Source organism: Sphingobacterium sp. UBA5996 (genome assembly GCF_002429765.1).
Lineage (GTDB): Bacteria > Bacteroidota > Bacteroidia > Sphingobacteriales > Sphingobacteriaceae > Sphingobacterium.
Genome location: NZ_DJAS01000019.1, coordinates 22,274 through 42,247, shown reverse-complemented (window position 1 = coordinate 42,247; position 19,974 = coordinate 22,274). Strand labels below are relative to the sequence as shown.

Sequence of the window (19,974 nt, the reverse complement as noted above, 5' to 3'; positions counted from 1 at the left end):
GGGACTTTTTCAGTGCCCTCCCATACAGATGATCCTTTTTTTATGTATCAAGTTATATACTAACTTATTTTCTTGCTGGAGCAGCAGCAGGAGCTGCCGTTGCTGAAATACCTAATTTAGTCTTTACAGCAGCAGTTAAATCTTCTCCACCTTGGAAGTAAGGTATATTTGTACTTGAAATATCAAATACATAAGCCATACCTTTTTCTTTAGAAACAGCATTTACAGCTTCGCCAACTTTTCTATGGATTGGAGCAATTAATTCTTCTTCTTTTTTATTTAGGTCTTCTTGAGCAGCTTGTTGAGCTGTCTGAATACGAGCTTGAATATCTTGCAATTCTTGACCTATTTTGTTGATTTCTGGATCAACTGTTTCTTTATTTGCTTCACTTCTGTTACGCAATTTATCGTTTGCATCTTTTTGTTTTGTTTGATAGATGGTAACCATATCTTGAATTTCTTTGGTTTTACCATCACTCAATGTTTTCAATTGCCCTTCAGCCGCTTTAAATTCAGATGTAGATTGAATAATTTCTGCAAAGTTGATATGACCAATCTTTTGTTGCGCATTTGCAAATTGAGTTGAGAAAAATACTGCCACTAAAGCAACCGCACCCTTTAATAAATTTTTCATGCTTTTCATTTTAATCTAATGAGCCATCACTATGGCAATCTTTTAGTTTTTTAATTAATTACTATTAATATTATTTGTGTTCACAATGATAATAAACTCCAGCTTAGTTTGCAAGACTAGGATTAGGTTTATACCCTAATTTTGTAATGACATCATTACTTTTATTCAATTTTGGATTAGCATAAAGAAAAGTTGACTCATTACCTTTATCCATAATAAAATCTACACCCTGTGCAGTAGCGACTTCTTGGATAGCTTTTGCTACACGATCTTGAATAGGCTTCATTAATTGTGCCCTTCTTTTAAAGAGGTCGCCTTCAAATCCAAACTTTTGTTTTTGATAGTCTTTTACTTCTTTTTCTCTTGTTACGATTTCATCCTCACGGCGGCGGCGCATGTCTTCATTAAGTAAAACTTGATCTTTTTGATACGCCTGATAGAGCTTTTCGATTTCCGCATACTTCTGATCAACTTCTTCTTGCCATTGTTTAGACAGATCATCCAGCTGCTTTTGCGCGGTTGTATATTCAGGAATATGTTTTAAGATATATTCTGAATCAGCATATGCAATTTGTTGGGCAAATGTCGCTGTAGCACTAACGACTACAAAAGCTATAACTAACAATAATTTTTTCATATTTCCTGTAAGTTTTTATAGACTATACGTTTAATTGTTTAACACTAATTTACCTTATGACTTTTGATAATTCCAAAAGTTTAATTCGATAAAATCGTTCTACGTAAATTTAACGCTCAAAAATAAGAAAAAAGAAGCAATCTAATAGATATTTGTCAGGTTTAACACTATTTAACTTGTTGGCCAATCGACCGATCATTGTTCTCCCAATGTTGGCATGGTTTTCTTTTTAGTGCTAACGCAAGGCATGATTTTGAGGAAAACGTTTTAAAGCAAAAAAGCTATCTACAATTTCTTGCGATAGCTTTTTTAAACTTTATGTCCCAATAGCTTGGAATCAACAAGGACTAGAAACCGCCCATATTTTGCATGATACTAAATGTAAAGTTTTGTTTCCATGTACTGCTCGGCAAACCAGGAATAGGATCGAATGCATGTCCATAGTCTATTCCCAACATACCAAAGATAGGTAAGAAGATTCGAGCACCTACACCCGCAGAGCGGCGTACTTTAAATGGATTATATTCGGTGAACTTGTTCCACGTATTTGCGGCTTCAGCAAATGCCAAGACGTAGACAGTCGCTTGGTCATTTAACATAACTGGATGACGTAACTCCATTTGATATTTTGTATAAATTGGACTACCTGAATTTCGTGCTACATTCACATTTTGTGTCCCTTCAGGAATGATTACGCCATTTGCATAACCACGTAATGCAACAATTTCCGACCCTTGTAAGTAATCAAACCCTTGCATACCGTCGCCACCCACTTTGAAACGCTCGAAAGTTGATATTTCAGTTTTGCTCGAATATTTACCCAAGAAACCAAATTGCGCTTGTGCTTTGAAAACAAGTTTACCAACAATTTTTGCATACCACTGCGAATCAAATTTCCATTTGTGATATTCAGTCCAACGGTAGCGTTCTTGTGCGGAACCATTTTTATAGTCAATGTTATTGAACAATGAATATGGAGGGGTCAATTGCACCGAAAATTTGATGTTCGAGCCCGAAGTAGGATAGATAGGAGCATCGATTGAGTTGCGGCTGAATTCTTGTGTCAAGTTGATATTATAGGCTGTACCATTATCAAACAGGAAGTAATTTCCATAGTTTTGTAGCTTATAGCGCTGGAATGACAAAGAAGTATTTGCCTGGAACCAGTTGTCTGGCCATTGCAAGCGTTTACCTAAAGTAGCCGTAACACCTGTCATCCAGATGCGGTTTAACTCTGAATCTTTTACAATTTGTTCGCCAGTATAGTAGTTAAACCCTCCATACGATGAGCTTGACGTATAGGCACTCAAACCAAAATAAATTGGTTTTTTGCCACCTAGCCAAGGTTCTGAGAACGAGAAGCTATACGATTGATAGCGTTTGCCCGAAGTTTGGCCACGTACACTCAATTTCTGCCCATCCCCACGTGGCAACGGTTTCCATGAACTTTTGTCAAAGAAATTGCTGGTAGAGAAGTTATTGAAGGTTAAACCTAAGGTTCCGATAATCTGACCTGCACCATAACCACCAGAAAGTTCTACCTGATCCGAAGGTTTTTCTGTTACGTTATATACAATGTCCACCGTACCCTCTGCATAGTTTAAATTGGTGGGTACCGGATTGGTTTTTTGTTCATCAAAATTTCCCAGCTGCGCAATTTCGCGCACACTCCGCATAATTTGTTCTTTTGAGAACTTTTGACCTGGTTTTGTGTAAATTGAACGTAATACAACACGGTCATTGGTAACATCATTACCTTTGACAATAACATTGTTGATCGTATATTGAGCCCCCTCATAGACGCGCAAATTCAAATCGATCGTGTCGTTGTAAATACGGGTTTGTTCCGGGTCTACCGAAAAAGTAAGATAACCATCGTTCATATAGATGGAAGAGATGTCATCACTATTTTTTGTGGGGCCCATCAATTTTGCGGTTAATTTTTCTTCTGAAAATACATCGCCACGTTTGATCCCTAAAATTTTGTTAAGTAAGGTATCAGAATATTTAGCGTTACCTGTCCAGACAATATTACCTACATAATATTTAGGACCTTCGTAAATGTCAAAATTCACCAACACATTTTTCTCACCCTCACGAATAACAGTATCTTTTAGGATAGTCGCATCACGATATCCTTTGTCAGCCATTTTTTTGATCAGGTTTTCTTTACCTTCTTTGTATTTTTCTTCCTTGAATTTTCCTGGGCCAAAAATACGGTACCACATTTTTTGTTTGATAGGTTTGGCCATTTTTCTCAACTCTTTCTGAGAGAAATGCTCATTTCCCGTAAAAGTCATTTTTTTGACTCTAACCTTATGTTTTTTATCTACATCGGCAATAAGTATTTCATTATTAGCCTGTGCCGAGTCTTTTACCGTCTTCAACGTAATCTCTGGATATAAATAGGCTTTTTCTTTCAGAAAACGCTGAATGGTAGCACGCGTAGTATTCATCAAATTTTCATTGACAATTTTGCCTGTGTTGCTATTTAAACGTTTGCGGACTTCTTCGGTTTGACTTTTACTTAAGCCATTGATGTCAATTCGAGTTAAACGGGGACGTTCTACTACACGAATGGTTAAAAATATATTTTCACCTTCAATTTTATCTGCCCATAATTCGACATCATCAAAGAGGCCTTGAGCCATCATATCCTTCACTACTTTTGCAGTTGCCTCACTTGGAACTTCCAAATATTGACCTACCGACAATTTAGATATGGTAATTAATACATTTTTATCTAAAAATTGTGTTCCAGTTATATCAATTGCACTAATTACATAGTTTTTAGGATTGAGATAGCTGATTTTTTCTGGGTCATTTAAATTGAACGCACCTTTGTCCTGTCCGTAGACGAGTTGCATTGATGAGAGACCAAAAAATAGTATTACGGGTAGTATACGCTTCATTTATCTATAATTATTGGCGCTAAAGTACACCAATCGTTTGTTAATTTTTGTTAATTAAGAAAATTTAACCAGCTTGTTTTCTTCAAATCAGTGGACAAATTTAATAAAATCATTTATAACTGCTCACTTGTTTTTCCAAACCTTCTTTCGCGTTGTTGGTAGTCTACAATCGATTTGTATAAATCCTCTTTAGTAAACTCAGGCCACATCTTATCTAAGAAGCACAGTTCTGAGTAAGCAATTTGCCAAAGTAAAAAGTTGCTAATTCTCAATTCTCCACTTGTGCGTATGAGCAGATCAGGGTCTGGAAGGTTTTGCGTATAGAGGTTTGAAGTAAATAAGTCATCGTCAATTTCATCTATAGTGAGTAGTCCATCTTTTACTTGTTGTGCTAGATTTCGAGTAGCATCCACGATCTCTTGGCGGGAACTGTAGCTCAATGCTAGCGTCAACGTACAGTGTTTATTTTCTTTTGTCGCTGCTATGGTCTCTTGAAGCTTTTTTTGTGCATGTGAAGGTAGTTTGCTAATGTCGCCAATGACATTCAAGCGAACCCCATTTTCCTGAAAAGTTTTGATTTCTTTTTTGAGTGAAGAAACCAATAGCTCCATAAGAGCCATTACTTCAAGTTTAGGTCTATTCCAGTTTTCTGCAGAAAATGCATAAAGTGTCAGAAATTTAATATTGGCTTGTACACATCCCTCTAAAGCTTCTCTCACTGCTTTTACGCCATTTTGGTGCCCAAAAACACGAAGTTTTCCTTTCTGTTTTGCCCAGCGGCCATTTCCATCCATGATGATGGCGATATGCTGTGGCAACTTAATATTATCTATCTGATCTAAAAAACTCATTTTTGCTGTTTTCAATAAAATTAACACCTTAGCCGGTCATGCTGTTTCGGCGTCTTAAAACCTATTCTCGGTTTTCTGTATTCCTATCAATGATTAGTGTTTATTAAACTTTTCATCGAATGAATGATTTCATGCGGATTTCTCATCGGAATTTGATCATTCTACCGTCCTTTATTTCTTCCAAATATCGATTTTTAATTGGAAATTCAGAAGTACAATATATATAAAGATTAATTGAAATATCTTGGGCAATCAGTTTTGGTGCTTTTTTTCAACTAGCGCAAGCTAGTTTGAACCTAGCAATAGCTTAGTAGTTCCTGACATCAATCCCCCAAAGTAATTTTTCTCGCAATGTGCTGAAAAAGCTTTCATGGGGAAGTCTAATAAGATTAATCGTAAATGGAGCCTGCTTAATCGTTAATTTTACGGATGTATCAATAGACTCATTTTTCGAATCACAGCTCAGAATATATTGATTGCTACGGCTTTCTATTTCTAACTCTAGGGTAAACTGATTGGAAATGACAATCGGTCTAACATTGAGATTGTGAGGTGAAATAGGGGTAATCACGAAATTACCGCTTTCGGGCATAATAATAGGCCCGCCACAACTCAGAGAATACGCCGTGGAGCCGGTAGGTGTAGCGATAATCAGTCCATCCGCCCAATATGAATTAAGCCATTCACCGTTAATGCGGGCATTTACGGTAATCATAGCCGAGCTATCGTAACGAAATACCGTAATATCGTTCAGTGCGTAGTGATTACCTTGGAACAAATTTGTCTGCTCGGATTCGACAGAAAGCAATACGCGCTTTTGTACACTATAACGCTGGTTAAGAATGTCATCCAAAGAGTCTTCAAAATCGTTTTTATTGATTGAAGCTAAGAAACCAAGTCGACCAAAATTCATTCCAGCGATTGGAATTCCAGAATCTTTTATTAGTGAAACGGCAGACAACATTGTTCCATCACCACCCAAACTCAGCATAATGTCGATACAGCCTTTAATTTCTTGGTACGTAGTGTATGTGGAGAAGTTAAAATCACATTCAAACTGTGTGATGAGAAATTTATGAAATGGTTCATACACCCAAATTTCAATATTTTTATCAACAAGATATTCAAATAAGTGTTTCACATGTGTTATAACAGAGGGTTGAAACTCTCTTCCATATATTGCGATTCTCATATTGTTTTCAATTTTAATGGGAGCAAAGATGAGAAAAAAATAATTCTAATTATATGTTGATGTAATTCATGAGCTGCTGATAGCGGTCGGCAGTGTCATCGAAGGCTGCAATCGTATTGTGAGTTTCCAAAATTAAGTAGTTATGCCGCAGAAATGAATTGAGCAAGGTGCCAATATTTGATTTGTCTATTTTTAGCGTAACTTCAATATTATCGTTGTCCAAATTTATTTTGGTAGCACAATTGAGAATTCTGCAATTATCACTTTCCACGAGATGCGCAATTTGAGACAATGAAAAATCATGTAGTCCGATTGCTAAGACAATAATTGCGCCCGATTCATTTTGTGATTGAATCAAACTGATTGCTTTTAAAATATCTAACTGCGTACAAACTCCAATATATTTGTTGTCCTGGTCCAAAATAGGAATAATTGTGCTATTGTACACAGTCATCATCACCAGGGCATCATAAGGATGTTGATTAAACTTTAACTGTATTGGAACTGTATTTATGGGGATGGAAGAAAGCAATGCCTCCTCGTCTTCGGCTTCCAATAAAATGGTTTCATTGACTAAGCCAATATATTCGTCTCCATTTAAAACAATTAATTCTTTACAAAGCATATCCTGGAGCTTTTCGAGCGCCTGTTGTATTGAATCAGCATTTTGAATACTGAAATCTGCGTTTGAAAGAAATTGACCTATTAGCATATCCAAACTTAATAAAAAAACTAGGTCAAAAGAAATTTTCAGGATGAGATTTCTGCTTAATTCTTTGAGTCGCTCTAGCACTTCAAAAACTCAGGCAAAAGGACAGATTGCATAATTGCAAATAAGTACATTTTTAAAGTTTAAAATTGTACTTTTATTACCGTTCTGTTATTATTTTTGTCAGCGAATTGAGAAAGGCTTGGTTAGAAGCCTTTCTAAGGATGTAATTTCTAATCAGAAAAATAGGATTGATGACCACAAGCGAGAATAAAAAATTTATTGATATACGTGAAGTTATTCACAAAAAGAACGCGGGGCTTGCTAAATGGATTCCGTCTTTTTTAATGAATTATTTAAAAAGGACAATTCATGAAGATGAGATAAATGATATTATGACGCGCTTTGCAGATCTTCAGGGATTGGATTTTGTTGATGCTCTGATCAATGATCTGGATGTAAAGGTCAATTTATACGGTGCGGAAAATATTCCAGCATCGGATCCTGTAATTTTTGCATCCAATCATCCTTTGGGAGGATTGGACGGTATCGCATTTATGCATGCTATTGGTAAGCAGCGGCGTGACGTCAAATTTTTAGTGAATGATATTCTGCTAAATATAGGCAATTTGAGACCTCTTTTTGTGGGTGTAAACAAGCTCGGAGGACAGGGAAAACAGGCTATTACAGCGATTGAAGAGGCATATGGTGCAGATGACGCGCTACTGGTATTTCCGGCTGGTTTAGTTTCCAGAAAACAAAAAGATGGGCATATTGAGGATCTTGAATGGAAGAAAAGTTTCATCAGTAAAGCAAAAAAATATAAAAAAGATGTCATTCCAGTGTTAATAGACGGTAAAAACTCTAAGTTTTTTTATAATTTTGCAAGGCTTAGACAGAAAATAGGTCTTAAGGTAAACATTGAAATGTTATATTTACCTGATGAAATGTTTGCTCAACGTGGACATACCGTCAATATTATAGTAGGAGAAAGAATCCCTTATACAGCGTTTGATCAATCAAAAAACGAAAAAACTTGGGCTGAGGAAGTGAAAAGAAGGGTTTATGGATTGGCTCAAGAAAAATAGAATTTATGCAAGAAATTATACCTCCAGTTGATAAAGCATTATTGAAGACCGAATTGAATAAAGACGTTTTCTTACGATATACCAACAATGGAAATAACGAGATATATTTAATCAACTATCATAATTCGCCAAATGTCATGCGGGAAATTGGGCGTCTACGGGAGTTGACTTTTCGTGGGGCAGGCGGAGGTACAGGACTTTCAATTGACATTGATGAAAATGATACCTGCGAAGATTGCTACGATCAGTTGATCGCGTGGAATCCCGAAGATGAGGAAGTAGTTGCTGGTTATCGTGTCATCAAATGTGCTGACGCAGGAGAGGTAGATGGTGTGCCCAATTTGTCAACAGCGCATTATTTTCAGTTTTCTGATTTGTTCGCACGTGAGTATTTGCCCTACACCATAGAATTGGGGCGCTCTTTTGTTCAACCTAAATATCAACCCGCCATAGATAATCGAAAAGGAATTTTTTCATTAGATAACTTGTGGGACGGCTTAGGAGCCTTGGTTATGCTTAATCCGGAAATAAAATATCTCTTCGGTAAGGTAACAATGTATCCGCATTACAATAAAGATGCACGTGATATGCTGCTTTACTTTATGGATTATTATTTCCCGGATCACGATAACTTGGTGCTACCCCTTCCTGCATTGGAAATAAAGAACGATTACGATCGTTTTATCGGTATTTTTGATGGATTGGATTATAGGGAGGGATATAAAGTGCTCAACAGTCGTGTAAGGGCATTGGGAGAGAATATTCCACCGCTCATCAATACGTATATGAACCTTTCGCCAACCATGAAATCTTTTGGTACAGCACGTAATAACGAATTTGGTACAGTGGAGGAAAAAGGTATCTTAATTGTAATAGACGATGTATATCCTGGCAAGAAGGAACGTCATATGAATACGTTTGAGCGGGACCGTGAATACGGTCATCGAAAGCCTAAACGCGGATAAAAAGCAAAAGGGGATTCATAAATTGAATCCCCTTTTAGCTGTTATAAAATACGCTGACTAGGCAGGTTTTATACAGATATAGAGCCCAAAAGCTAAAATAGCGCCTAAGATGGGGCCCACGATAGGAATCCATGCATATGACCAGTCCGAGCTGCCTTTTCCTTTAATTGGCCAAAGCGCATGAAATAGACGCGGACCGAGATCACGGGCAGGATTTATGGCATACCCTGTAGTACCACCTAATGATAGACCGATGGCCCAAACGACAAAAGCGACAGGAATAGCACCAAGGGAACCCATACCGATGGGCTCAGTTTTTTCATTGATGGTAATCTCTTGGCCTGTAATGAAGAAAATTGCAAAAATTAACACAAAGGTTCCGATGATTTCACTCACCAGGTTTGTTGAAGTATTTCGTATGTTCGGTATAGTGGCAAAAACACCGAGTTTGGTGGTGGCATCTGCCGTAGCATCGAAGTGATCTTTGTGCATGGCGTAGGTTAACATGGCGCCACAGAAGCCGCCGGCAATTTGGGCGAGAATATAGCCAGGTACTTCGATCCATGGGAGCCCATGATTGAGAGCGACAGCAATTGTTACTGCAGGGTTGAGATGCGCACCGGTATAGGGTCCGGCAAATACTACCCCCACGTAAACTGCAAGCGCCCATGCCGTGGTGATTACAATCCATCCTCCATTTTCCCCTTTTGTACCTTTCAATATAACGTTGGCGACAACTCCGTTCCCTAAAAGTACTAGGAGTGTTGTGCCGATAAATTCTGCTAAATAATGGTTCATGCTTGTGGGTTAGTGTTCGGTCCAGTACTGTAATGCTTTAACTCCCTTGGTCCAGAGTTTAATGATCTTGTTTGTCTGCTCTTCCTGCTCTGTTTCGGGTTCAAATATACGATCCTGTGCCCAAAACTTTGATATTTCCTGCGCGTCTTTCCAATAGCCCACAGCTAGTCCCGCCAAGTATGCCGCGCCCAAAGCCGTTGTTTCCGTAATTTTAGGGCGTACCACGTTGCTATTGAGTATATTGGCCTGGATTTGCATGAGTAGATTATTTGCTGTTGCACCGCCATCTACACGTAATTCTTTGATTGGTATGCCGCTATCGGCTTCCATTGCCCGGAGGACATCACGAGTCTGTAGGGAGATCGCTTCTAGTGAGGCGCGTGCGATATGGCCGTTGGTCGTTGCGCGCGTAAGTCCAAATAAAGTGCCTTGTGCACGGGCGTTCCAGTATGGAGCTCCCAATCCTGCAAAGGTGGGAATAAAGGTGACGCCACCATTATCTTTTTCTGTAAGTGCCAGTTGTTCAACGTCGGCTGATTTATAGATAATGTTAAGATTGTCGCGTAACCATTGAACCAGCGCGCCGCCGATAAATATGCTTCCTTCCAAGGCATATTCTGTTTTTCCGTTAATTTTCCAGGCAACGGTTGTTAAAAGGTTATTCTTTGAACGAATTGGTTTATCGCCAATATTCATTAACATAAAGCATCCCGTTCCGTACGTATTTTTGACCATTCCTTTCTCGATACATTGCTGACCAAATAGTGCAGCCTGCTGATCGCCGGCAATTCCAGCTATCTTGACTTTATGAGCAAAAATGGTTGTCCGGGATTCGCCATATATTTCGCTGCTTTCTTTTACTTTGGGAAGCATGGCGGGGGGGATGTCAAATAGTTCGAGCAGTTCCTTGTCCCATTCCATGCTATGGATGTTGAAGAGTAAGGTACGGGAAGCATTCGTTACGTCAGTGATGTGGACATCACCGCGAGTCAGGTTCCATACGAGCCAAGTGTCGATCGTTCCACAGATTAATTCCCCTTTTTGCGCTTTATCACGGGCACCTTCGACGTGATCCAGAATCCATTTTATTTTGGTCGCAGAAAAGTATGGATCCAATATCAGACCGGTTTTTTCCTGAATTATTTCATGTTTTTTGGACTTGCGCAATTCGTCACAATAATCCGTTGTTCGTTTATCTTGCCAAACGATGGCATTATAAATTGGTTTTCCGGTCTCTTTATCCCAAACGACCACAGTTTCGCGTTGGTTGGTAATGCCAATGGCTGCAATATTTTTGCCATTTAATCCTGCCTTAGTGGTTGCCTCTGCGGTAACGCCTGCTTGTGTTGACCAGATCTCATGAGGGTCGTGTTCGACCCATCCTGGTTGTGGGAATATTTGCGTGAATTCCTTCTGCGCAATGGATACGATATTTCTGTCCTTATCAAAAATGATGGCTCTGGAGCTCGTAGTACCTTGATCCATTGCCAAGATGTATTGCTGTTCCATAATTAAGTGTTGGTGGTTATTTTTTATTATTTTAAGATATAATTCTGTGCAACTTTACGAAAACTTTCTACTTGATGGTTTTGCCAATCTTCATCCTTTTCCAGCTCCTGAGCTAGTATTTTAGCAACTTCGGGAGCCGCTTCCATGGCGGCTTTAGCGTCAAGAAACAGCATGCGGACACGTCGGGATAGCACATCTTCCACAGTTCTGGCAAGTTCATTGCGTGCCGCCCAAACAACCTCTGCTTTTTTGAATTCAAGCTGTGTTATTAATTTTTCGTTCCATTCAGGTTTTTCTTGTGCCAATGCATTGATGGCTTCTTGGTCGGCGCCATAAATATATAGGTGATTGCTTCTGTCTGATGTCGGAATGGCGCTATAAATCTTTTGTGTGGCCGACCGGCTTTCCTTTTGCGGTAGGCAGCCAATTTTTATCGCTTTGTCGATTGTATCTTGCCCCATTCGCCGGAATGTTGTCCACTTTCCGCCTGTTAACGTGAGTAATTTGGAGTCGCTGACGATAACCTTATGGCTTCGTGATATTTCTTTGGTTTTATTGGAATTACCAGTAGGTGCGGCAAGCGGCCTAAGACCAGCGAATACAGCCAAAGCATCTGCTCTTGTGGGCTGTTTTATTAAGTAGCGACCTGCAGTTTTTAAAATAAAATCAATCTCCTGTTCCAATGCTATAGGTTCAAGGCTATGTTCATCGATCGGCGTATCTGTTGTTCCTACGATAATGCGGTTGTGCCAGGGTACAAGGAAAAGCACGCGTCCGTCATCTGTTTTTGGAATCATAATAGCGTCATCTCCAGGGAGGAAAGATTTGTCAAAAACAAGGTGGACACCTTGGCTGGGACGTACCATTTGCTTAGCCTCGGGCCTGTCCATTTTTAAGATATCATCGACAAATATGCCGGTAGCATTAATAATCGCCTTCCCTTGTATGGTAAACACTTCGCCGGTTTCGGTATCATTGGCGATAACACCGTTTATTCGTCCGTTCTTATCCTTAGTGAGATTATTCACCCTCACATAATTTAGGGCAACACCACCCATTTGTATACAAGTCTGTGCTACATTGAGAGCAAGTCTTGAATCATCAAATTGTCCATCTTGATAAACTACTCCGCCATATAAACCTTTAGGTCTAACCGTACTTATGCGATGCAGTGTTTCTTTTTTATTAATATGAATGGATTTTCCTAAACTTAATTTACCGGCAAGAAGATCATATATTTTCATTCCAATGGTATAAAATGGACCTTCAAACCAATTGTAGTTGGGTATAATAAATGATTGGTTTTTCACCAGATGAGGAGCGTTTTTTTGTAGTAGACCTCTTTCGTGAAGTGCTTCTTTAACCAGACTAATATCACCTTGAGCTAAATAGCGTACACCGCCATGAACGAGTTTGGTCGCTTTGCTCGAAGTGCCTTTTGCAAAATCAACCTGTTCCAGCAAAATTGTTTTGAATCCGCGGCTTAAAGCATCCAATGCAACACCTAATCCACTCGCTCCACCACCTATTACGATAACATCCCATGTGCTCGTATCTCTTATTTTTTCTATCAGTTTTGACCTTTTGAATTCTTGGTGTTTCATTTTGTTTCGTTTTGGAGTTTTATGGTGAACTTTGTTGCTGCTTTGTTTTCCCTTCCTCAATACTAAGTTATGGTATATTCATCAAATTTTAAAAGAAATTACATAATATTTATGTTAAGATATGATGTTTGTTTTTATTTTGTTTTGTTTTTTATTGTTTTGATTTTAATTAAGAAAGCTTTTCCCTTTCCGCCAAAAGTTCGATAGGCAACATCAATAAGCTTTTTTTATTCGTTCCTATTCGATGGTTTGATCATGACCGAATTTGATTACTTAAGGCAGCAGCTGTACTGCGTTGATCATGTTTGACGATGCTGTCAACATGCAGGCTTGTGTGATTCAAAATGTTTTTCTGCATGGTCAATAGTTATATAATGTTTAACCATTATAGGTCTTGTATGTTTTGGTTTGGGTAAATGATTTTGTAATTTTAGTTTACTATTTAATTTATTACGATGAGGAAGATAAGATTAATACTTTGTGGGGCTGTTGTATTTATCGGAACCCTAGTGTTGCAGTTTAATGCATCTGCACAACAAGATGTGGCAACAGACCAGCTTTCAAAGCCTTACAATCCAGATGCTGATGCGCAAGATGATATTAATCGGTTATTAGTTCAGGCCAAGCAAGAAAGGAAAAATATTATTATCCAAGCTGGGGGAAATTGGTGTGTCTGGTGTTTGAGGTTTAATGATTATATTCACAAAACGCAAAGTGTAGATAAGTTGCTGAAGAATAGCTTTCTCTATTATCACTTGAATTATTCGAAGGAAAATAAAAATGAGACTGTTTTTCAGAAGTATGCTCCCGAGGGAAGTAAACTCGGTTATCCATTTTTTATTGTTTTAGATAGCAATGGAAAAACTTTGCATGTGCAGGAAAGTGGTAGCCTGGAAAAGGGAAAATGGTATGATGAAGAAAAAGTACTTAATTTCTTGACAGCTTGGGTGGCGGAATAAATTTTTGATACCATATCTATACGGAAAGAGGCTTTTCTTTACGCAATAAACTACCGAGTCGAACACAAAGATTGCGTCCTAAAACTTGTCATTCCTGTGCAGGGAAAGATCGAAATGAAGAAGTCGTTCGGATATTTGATTCGTACCTGCTTCGAAGGATCAATAGTGGTCGCGATACTGTTCATGGGGCGAAGGTGGTGCGAACACAGTACGAAGACAACCCAAAACAACGATAGCGCTAAGGCCATCATCAGACTCTCTTTTATGCTGAAATTGGTTTACCGCTCTTGTATCCGCTTACTGAATATTTCCATTAATAGACATTGTGTTTGTCGGGTGTATTGATTTTGGCATGTCTGACGGTGAATACTTTGGCAGGCTAAAAATAAAAAAGTCTCTTTCCTAAGATTGAGACCTTTTTTTTGTGCTTTAAAACACGCTTTCTCTGCACGATATTTGTCATCCGGCAATTAAAAGAGCGCGTATTCTGGGTTTAACATCTTATTGATAGCCTAATAACTTCATGACTTGTTTGGAGTTTTGTTCCTCACCAAACACCTCGTAGTTGAATGTTTCGTCTCTATTGCGGCGTACGAGCACATGTTTAGGCGAAGGCAATAAGCAGTGATGAATTCCTCCATACCCACTTAACACATCTTGATAGGCCCCTGTATGAAAGAATCCAAGGTATTGTACTTTGCGTGTCTTTGGCATAAATACCGAATTCATATGTGCTTCCTGATTATAATAATCCTGACCATCGCAGGTAATACCACCTAGATTGACACGTTCATATTCCGAATCCCAGTTGTTGATCGGCAAGAGGATGTATTTTTGATTCAATGCCCATACATCCGGTAAATTCGTAATAAATGAGCCATCAATCATAAACCAGCGTTCACGGTCGTTTTGTTGCTTGCGGCCGAGTACCTTGTAAAGAATCCCTGAAGCTTCAGCAACGGTGTATTTACCGAATTCGGTAATAATATCGGGTTCCATTACCTCGTGGTGCGCGCAGATTTGTTTGATTCGGTTCACAATTTCATTGACCATGTATTCGTAGTCAAAGTCGTGCACCAGTGAATCCTTAAACGGCATACCGCCACCGATATCCAACGTATCTAAGTCTGGGTTTACTTTTTTGAATTTGCAATACAATGTGACGTATTTTTCCAGTTCATTCCAGTAGTATGGAGTGTCCGAAATACCTGAATTGATGAAAAAGTGAAGCAGCTTGACTTTAAAGTTTGGATTGTCAACGATTTTGTTATTATAGAAATCGATAACATCTTCCTGACGGATTCCTAAACGAGAGGTATAAAATTGAGAGTCTGGTTGCTCTTCGGATGCAACGCGGATTCCTAAAGCACAAGGCTCGTCCAGTTCGATTTCATCGTCGTAAAGGTTAAACTCTTCTTTGTTATCTAGTACAGGTATAATGTTCGTATATCCATCATGGATCATATCCACAATATACTGTTTATACTGATACGTTTTGAATCCATTACAGATGACTGTAATGTCCTTTGTTACGGTACCTTGTCTTTCCAATGAATCGATCATCGGCATATCAAATGCAGACGAAGTTTCTAGGTGGATATCATTTTTCAAGGCTTCTTCTACAATGTGCTTGAAATGGGATGATTTGGTACAATAACAATATTTGTAAGATCCGCGATAGTTATGTTTCAGAATTGCGGTCTGAAAAAGGATTTTCGCTTGCTGAATTTTTTTGCTGACGATCGGCAAATAAGTAAAACGTAGCGGCGTACCGTACGTTTCTATCATTTCCATTAAATTCAAATCGTGGAAATACAATTCGTCGTCGATGATTTCGAATCCGTCTTGGGGAAAACCAACACTTAAGTCAAGAAATTCCTGATAGCTCTGCATTTTTTATTATTTTTGCAAAGATATACTTTAATGGTGAATACCTAAATAAGGAATGTTATTTATTTCCAATTCACTATCAGGAAGTTGTAAAATTTACAAAATCATTAAATGGCAAATTCTATTCAAAAGCGACTTGTTGAAGTCACTGTACAGGCAGTAAAAGAGCTTTACAATGCAGATATTTTAGAAAATCAAATTGCTTTACAAGCGACTCGAAAGGAGTTTGAAGGACAAATTACAATCGTAACTTTTCCAGTAACACGCTTTTCGAAATCTTCTCCGGAACAAACTGGAAAAGAAATTGGAGCCTATTTGCAACAACATATTGCTGAAATATCGGATTTCAATGTGATCAAAGGGTTTTTGAATATTGTCCTTTCTGATGCTTACTGGATAACGTTGTTGAACCAGACCATCACCGCGAAAGACTTTGGCGTATTTCCTGCAAATGGAAAAAAACTGATGGTGGAGTACTCTTCTCCCAATACGAATAAACCGCTGCACTTAGGCCACATTCGGAATAATTTATTAGGATACTCCGTAGCCGAAATTCTGAAAGCCTATGGTTATGAGGTGATCAAAGCGAATTTGGTGAATGACCGTGGTATCCATATCTGTAAATCGATGTTGGCCTGGCAGAAATTTGGTGCCGGTGAAACGCCTGAATCTACCGGGATGAAGGGAGACCACCTCGTCGGAAAATATTACGTTGTGTTTGACAAAGAATATAAAAAGGAGATCGAGGTATTGAAGGCTGAAGGGCAAACCGAAGATGAAGCAAAGAAAAATGCACCTCTAATGAAGGAAGCACAAGCGATGTTACAACAATGGGAGGGCGGTAATGAAGAGGTAATCTCACTTTGGAAAACCATGAACAGCTGGGTGTATGCTGGATTTGAAAAGACCTACAAACATTTGGGCGTCGATTTCGACAAATATTATTATGAATCCAATACCTACTTGTTAGGTAAAGATATTATCCAAGAAGGTTTGGACAAAGGTGTTTTCTTCAAGAAAGAAGATAACTCCGTTTGGATTGATCTAACAGACGAAGGATTGGATCAGAAGCTGGTGCTTCGTGGCGACGGTACTTCTGTCTATATCACGCAAGATTTGGGGACAGCTCAATTAAAGTATGATGAGTTCAAAATGAGTGAATCTATATATGTTGTTGGTAACGAACAGGATTATCACTTCAAGGTATTGTTCTTAATCTTAAAAAAACTTGGTAAAGCTTGGGCCGAAGGTTTGTTCCACTTGTCTTATGGAATGGTCGATCTTCCATCCGGTAAAATGAAATCAAGGGAAGGAACAGTTGTTGATGCGGATGATTTGATGGCTGAGATGCTTAAAACTGCGCGGGAGCGGACTGAGGAGCTTGGAAAGACGGAAGGATTGGACGAAGCATCAAAAGCCGTTCTTTATGATACGATTGGAATGGGCGCACTTAAATATTTTCTATTAAAGGTAGATCCCAAAAAACGACTCTTATTTGATCCCAATGAGTCTGTCGATTTTCAAGGGCATACAGGGCCGTTTATTCAATATACACATGCACGTATCAAATCTGTTTTAAGTAAAGCTGAATTCGATTTTGACAGTGCGGTTTCTGTACCGGCAACGATCTCTTCTTACGAACGTGATTTGATTCAGCAACTTGGAGCATTTCCGGAGACTATTGAAGCCTCTGCACAAGAATTCAGTCCTGCCCAATTGGCAAATTATATTTATGAAGTAGCCAAGGTTTACAATAAGTTTTATCATGAAGAAACCATCTTGAAAGCGGAAGATTATGATGTCAAAAACTTTAGATTGCACTTATCTGCTTCCGCAGCGAAGGTTATTGCAAAAGGAATGAATTTATTGGGTATCCAAGTGCCTGAAAGAATGTAATATGATGAAGAAAATTCGCGTAGGACTTATTGGTTTTGGAATTTCAGGCCAAGTTTTTCATGCCCCCGTGATGCGTTCGATTGTGGAACTGGATCTTGTCAAGGTGACAGCGCGCAAAGCTGATCAGCAGAGTTTGCTTAAGGAACGCTATCCGCAGGCGGAAATTGCCTTGTCTGCAAATGATATCTTCGATGATCCAACAATTGATCTAGTCGTAATCGCAACCTCCAATGAAATGCATTATCCTTTTGCTAAGCGTGCATTGGAAGCAGGAAAACATGTCGTAGTTGAAAAGCCGTTTACAAATAGCGTAGATCAGGCAGATGAGCTGATTGCGTTGGCAAAGCAGAACAATCTGACCTTGGCTCCCTACCATAATTTAAGGTTCAACTCAGACTATCGCACAGTTGAAAAACTAATCAAAAGTGGAAGATTGGGACGGATTGTAAATCTTGAATCTCGCTTTGATCGTTTTCGAAACTACCTGCGACCTAATGCTTGGCGCGAGGAAAATTTGCCAGGTTCCGGAATATTTTATGACCTAGGACCTCATCTCATCGACCAGGCTTTACAGTTATTTGGAAAGCCGAATGCTGTTTTTGCAGATTTGGCCATCCAACGAGATCACGCGAAGACTATCGATAATTTCGATTGCCTATTGTACTATGATCAGTTAAGGGTGTCTCTAAAAGGTTCTATGCTTGCAAAGGAACCTACTCCGCGTTATCGTATATTCGGTATGAATGGAAATTTTGTAAAGCATGGGATTGATCCACAGGAAGCCTTACTGCGTGAAGGTAAATTCCCAGATGAAGATCCCGATTGGGGAAGAGAGGATCCAAGCCTATATGGTAAATTGAATATTGTAGAAGCAGGTAAAGATATTGAAGAAATTATTCCTTCAGAAGTTGGTTCTTACCCCGATTTTTATCAAAATGTTGTCGATAATATATTAGGGAAAACATCCTTAATTGCATCGCCGGAACAAGCCCGAGACGTTATTAAAATTATTGAATTAGCATATCAGAGTCAATTGGAGCGGAGGGTGATTTCTGTTGACGACACATTGATTGCTTATTAGATCTGTTACTGTGAGTATAACCTACGATGCGATCATTATTGGGGCTGGGGCCTGTGGTTTGATGTGCGCTGCGCAAGCAGGGCTAATCGGAAAGAAGACTTTAGTTATTGAACGAAACGATAAAGTTGGTGCGAAGATATTGATTTCAGGAGGTGGGCGCTGTAATTATACCAATACGGGTACCAGCCCCGCCAATTTTATTTCTGAAAATCCAGATTTTTTATACAGTGTATTCAAACAATGGAGCGTGGAGGATACCATTACTTTTTTTGAAGGTTATGGTATTATTGGCCAGGAGAAGACTTTGGGGCAGTTGTTTCCAGTAACAAATAAAGCAAAAGATATCGTCGCTGTATTTTCTGAAATTTTACAGCACACAGGTCAGAATGTCGCATTAAATACATTGGTGAAGGCCGTAGAAAAAAAGGACAATGGTTTTGAGGTTGCGGCAGAAAATACAAGAGGTGATGTACGGTATTATGCACATAAATTGATTATTGCTTCTGGGGGTTTACCGGTGCAAAAGCTTGGTGCTTCAGATTTCGGATTACGTGTAGCGAAACAGTTTGGTCTGAATGTAGTTGGAACCGCTCCAGCATTGGTACCTTTAACCATAACAGGAAAAGATGCTGATTGGTATAGTTCTTTGGCTGGAAATGCGGTATTCTCAAAGGTATCTGTTGACGGAATGTCTTTTGAAGAAAACATTCTCTTTACGCACTGGGGATTAAGCGGACCCGCAATTCTTCAAATTTCAAGTTATTGGAGACCTGGAATGGAGATTACAATTGATTTGTTACCTAATTTTAATTTGGAAAATTTGATTAAACAGGAGCGCCAATACGGTGGAAAAAGACTTGTCTCCCAATTGTTAAACGATCACTTCACTAGGAAATTGGTTGATGCGCTTGGAAAATTCCTGGTATTGGATACCAAAATTGCCTCCCTTAGTAAAGCTGATGCGAAATTGATTGTTGATACAATTCATCACTTTAAGGTAAAACCTGCGGGAGATAAGGGTTATGATAAAGCTGAGGTCATGCGAGGCGGAGTATCGACAGCGGAACTTCATCCCAAGACGCTCATGTCAAAAAAAGTTAATGGTCTTTATTTCGGAGGAGAAACTGTGGATATTACCGGATGGCTGGGCGGTTATAACTTCCAATGGGCTTGGGCTAGTGGTTATGCCATCGCTCAAGATATTTAGCCTTTGTGAAGGTGGCAATTGTTCCCATCTATTCTGGAAAAA

General features: G+C 39.0%; 16 protein-coding genes. 6 read left to right on the top strand and 10 right to left on the bottom strand.

The genetic code is table 11. The annotated features are described in order from the left end of the window. Positions 1-64 precede the first annotated feature (64 nt). From B3E00_RS14820 to B3E00_RS14795, 6 genes are all read right to left on the bottom strand, one after another. Complete coding sequence (locus B3E00_RS14820) at positions 65-634, bottom strand: OmpH family outer membrane protein (protein WP_209576020.1); 570 nt, start codon at positions 632-634, stop codon at positions 65-67. A gap of 103 nt (positions 635-737) precedes the next feature. Continuing rightward, the gene (locus tag B3E00_RS14815; RefSeq protein ID WP_209576018.1) at positions 738-1,271 is read right to left on the bottom strand and encodes an OmpH family outer membrane protein; all 534 of its coding nucleotides are present in this window, start codon (positions 1,269-1,271) and stop codon (positions 738-740) included. A 347-nt stretch (positions 1,272-1,618) separates the two neighbouring features. Beyond that, a complete protein-coding gene (gene bamA / locus B3E00_RS14810; protein WP_209576016.1) occupies positions 1,619-4,183 on the bottom strand; it encodes an outer membrane protein assembly factor BamA in 2,565 nt (854 codons plus the stop codon). Positions 4,184-4,296: 113 nt separating this feature from the next. Beyond that, positions 4,297-5,034 carry an isoprenyl transferase gene (locus tag B3E00_RS14805; RefSeq protein WP_293881749.1) on the bottom strand — a complete coding sequence of 246 codons (738 nt, stop codon included), beginning with the start codon at positions 5,032-5,034 and terminating at the stop codon, positions 4,297-4,299. A gap of 307 nt (positions 5,035-5,341) precedes the next feature. After that, positions 5,342-6,226: an NAD kinase gene (locus B3E00_RS14800; protein ID WP_209576012.1), complete on the bottom strand. Its 885-nt coding sequence runs from the start codon at positions 6,224-6,226 to the stop codon at positions 5,342-5,344. Positions 6,227-6,275: 49 nt separating this feature from the next. Continuing rightward, positions 6,276-6,938, bottom strand: coding sequence for a CBS domain-containing protein (locus B3E00_RS14795; RefSeq protein ID WP_293881751.1), 663 nt, complete (start codon positions 6,936-6,938; stop codon positions 6,276-6,278). A 251-nt stretch (positions 6,939-7,189) separates the two neighbouring features. On the opposite strand from B3E00_RS14795, the gene B3E00_RS14790 reads away from it, so the two are divergent. Both B3E00_RS14790 and B3E00_RS14785 read left to right on the top strand, forming a co-directional pair. After that, positions 7,190-8,023 carry a 1-acyl-sn-glycerol-3-phosphate acyltransferase gene (locus B3E00_RS14790; RefSeq protein WP_293939048.1) on the top strand — a complete coding sequence of 278 codons (834 nt, stop codon included), beginning with the start codon at positions 7,190-7,192 and terminating at the stop codon, positions 8,021-8,023. A 5-nt stretch (positions 8,024-8,028) separates the two neighbouring features. After that, positions 8,029-8,988, top strand: coding sequence for a GNAT family N-acetyltransferase (locus tag B3E00_RS14785; protein ID WP_209576006.1), 960 nt, complete (start codon positions 8,029-8,031; stop codon positions 8,986-8,988). A gap of 57 nt (positions 8,989-9,045) precedes the next feature. On the opposite strand, the gene B3E00_RS14780 is transcribed toward B3E00_RS14785, so the two are convergent. The 3 genes from B3E00_RS14780 to B3E00_RS14770 are packed head-to-tail and all read right to left on the bottom strand — an operon-like array spanning position 9,046 to position 12,899. Continuing rightward, complete coding sequence (locus B3E00_RS14780) at positions 9,046-9,786, bottom strand: MIP/aquaporin family protein (RefSeq protein WP_293881757.1); 741 nt, start codon at positions 9,784-9,786, stop codon at positions 9,046-9,048. A gap of 9 nt (positions 9,787-9,795) precedes the next feature. Then, complete coding sequence (gene glpK, locus B3E00_RS14775) at positions 9,796-11,295, bottom strand: glycerol kinase GlpK (RefSeq protein ID WP_293881759.1); 1,500 nt, start codon at positions 11,293-11,295, stop codon at positions 9,796-9,798. Positions 11,296-11,321: 26 nt separating this feature from the next. Continuing rightward, positions 11,322-12,899 carry a glycerol-3-phosphate dehydrogenase/oxidase gene (locus tag B3E00_RS14770; protein WP_293939046.1) on the bottom strand — a complete coding sequence of 526 codons (1,578 nt, stop codon included), beginning with the start codon at positions 12,897-12,899 and terminating at the stop codon, positions 11,322-11,324. A gap of 455 nt (positions 12,900-13,354) precedes the next feature. Between B3E00_RS14770 and B3E00_RS14765 the strand changes: the two genes are divergently transcribed. Next, complete coding sequence (locus B3E00_RS14765) at positions 13,355-13,858, top strand: thioredoxin family protein (RefSeq protein WP_293881763.1); 504 nt, start codon at positions 13,355-13,357, stop codon at positions 13,856-13,858. Between the two features lie 501 nt (positions 13,859-14,359). Here the strand turns inward: B3E00_RS14765 and B3E00_RS14760 are convergent. Further along, the gene (locus B3E00_RS14760; protein WP_121123983.1) at positions 14,360-15,751 is read right to left on the bottom strand and encodes an arginine decarboxylase; all 1,392 of its coding nucleotides are present in this window, start codon (positions 15,749-15,751) and stop codon (positions 14,360-14,362) included. Between the two features lie 108 nt (positions 15,752-15,859). Here B3E00_RS14760 and argS point away from each other — a divergent pair, with 108 nt between their 5' ends. Genes argS through B3E00_RS14745 form a run of 3 tightly spaced genes read left to right on the top strand, consistent with a single transcriptional unit; the run spans position 15,860 to position 19,932 of the window. Beyond that, the gene (argS, locus tag B3E00_RS14755) at positions 15,860-17,644 is read left to right on the top strand and encodes an arginine--tRNA ligase (protein WP_293939044.1); all 1,785 of its coding nucleotides are present in this window, start codon (positions 15,860-15,862) and stop codon (positions 17,642-17,644) included. Between the two features lies 1 nt (position 17,645). Then, a complete protein-coding gene (locus B3E00_RS14750; protein ID WP_293881771.1) occupies positions 17,646-18,725 on the top strand; it encodes an oxidoreductase in 1,080 nt (359 codons plus the stop codon). A gap of 16 nt (positions 18,726-18,741) precedes the next feature. Then, positions 18,742-19,932 carry an NAD(P)/FAD-dependent oxidoreductase gene (locus B3E00_RS14745; RefSeq protein ID WP_293939050.1) on the top strand — a complete coding sequence of 397 codons (1,191 nt, stop codon included), beginning with the start codon at positions 18,742-18,744 and terminating at the stop codon, positions 19,930-19,932. Positions 19,933-19,974: the final 42 nt, after the last annotated feature.

Bases quoted from the DNA above. Each gene is read 5' to 3' on its own strand.
- glpK (WP_293881759.1), bottom strand. From the start codon at position 11,295: ATGGAACAGCAATACATCTTGGCAATGGATCAAGGTACTACGAGCTCC.
- B3E00_RS14790 (WP_293939048.1), top strand. From the start codon at position 7,190: ATGACCACAAGCGAGAATAAAAAATTTATTGATATACGTGAAGTTATT.
- B3E00_RS14805 (WP_293881749.1), bottom strand. From the start codon at position 5,034: ATGAGTTTTTTAGATCAGATAGATAATATTAAGTTGCCACAGCATATC.
- B3E00_RS14760 (WP_121123983.1), bottom strand. From the start codon at position 15,751: ATGCAGAGCTATCAGGAATTTCTTGACTTAAGTGTTGGTTTTCCCCAA.
- B3E00_RS14780 (WP_293881757.1), bottom strand. From the start codon at position 9,786: ATGAACCATTATTTAGCAGAATTTATCGGCACAACACTCCTAGTACTT.
- B3E00_RS14800 (WP_209576012.1), bottom strand. From the start codon at position 6,226: ATGAGAATCGCAATATATGGAAGAGAGTTTCAACCCTCTGTTATAACA.
- argS (WP_293939044.1), top strand. From the start codon at position 15,860: ATGGCAAATTCTATTCAAAAGCGACTTGTTGAAGTCACTGTACAGGCA.
- B3E00_RS14765 (WP_293881763.1), top strand. From the start codon at position 13,355: ATGAGGAAGATAAGATTAATACTTTGTGGGGCTGTTGTATTTATCGGA.
- bamA (WP_209576016.1), bottom strand. From the start codon at position 4,183: ATGAAGCGTATACTACCCGTAATACTATTTTTTGGTCTCTCATCAATG.
- B3E00_RS14750 (WP_293881771.1), top strand. From the start codon at position 17,646: ATGATGAAGAAAATTCGCGTAGGACTTATTGGTTTTGGAATTTCAGGC.
- B3E00_RS14815 (WP_209576018.1), bottom strand. From the start codon at position 1,271: ATGAAAAAATTATTGTTAGTTATAGCTTTTGTAGTCGTTAGTGCTACA.
- B3E00_RS14820 (WP_209576020.1), bottom strand. From the start codon at position 634: ATGAAAAATTTATTAAAGGGTGCGGTTGCTTTAGTGGCAGTATTTTTC.
- B3E00_RS14785 (WP_209576006.1), top strand. From the start codon at position 8,029: ATGCAAGAAATTATACCTCCAGTTGATAAAGCATTATTGAAGACCGAA.
- B3E00_RS14770 (WP_293939046.1), bottom strand. From the start codon at position 12,899: ATGAAACACCAAGAATTCAAAAGGTCAAAACTGATAGAAAAAATAAGA.
- B3E00_RS14795 (WP_293881751.1), bottom strand. From the start codon at position 6,938: ATGCTAATAGGTCAATTTCTTTCAAACGCAGATTTCAGTATTCAAAAT.